This is a genomic window from Bradyrhizobium sp. Kon69 (assembly GCF_055807515.1).
This window is the reverse complement of the sequence record NZ_JBVVOS010000481.1, coordinates 1-251: the sequence shown is the minus strand read 5'-3', so window position 1 is coordinate 251 and position 251 is coordinate 1. Positions and strand designations below refer to the sequence as shown.

General features: G+C 65.7%; 1 protein-coding gene. It reads right to left on the bottom strand.

Annotated features, from left to right (window positions below; genetic code table 11):
• Positions 1-251, bottom strand: a 251-nt coding sequence (locus tag AC0L3U_RS39885) for a hypothetical protein (protein ID WP_473365196.1), incomplete at both ends; no start/stop codon positions are given.

Here is a 251-nt window from a genome sequence, read left to right as displayed (position 1 = left end):
ACATTGGCAATACCGCCGGGCACCGCCTGGATGATGTGGTCGATAGCGGCCTGATCCAGTTCCACCAGCGGCAGCATGTCCGGCGTGATGGCCTCACTGTGTTCTTCAATGCGATTGGCCGGCACCTGCACTTCGTGCTGCCCGCCCACCGCCGCCGCCAGCGCGGCCAAGGTCGGCTGGCCGAACAGCACGCGCACGTCGGCGCTCAGCTCCACTTGGCGCATGCGTTCGATCAGCTTGACCGCCAACAG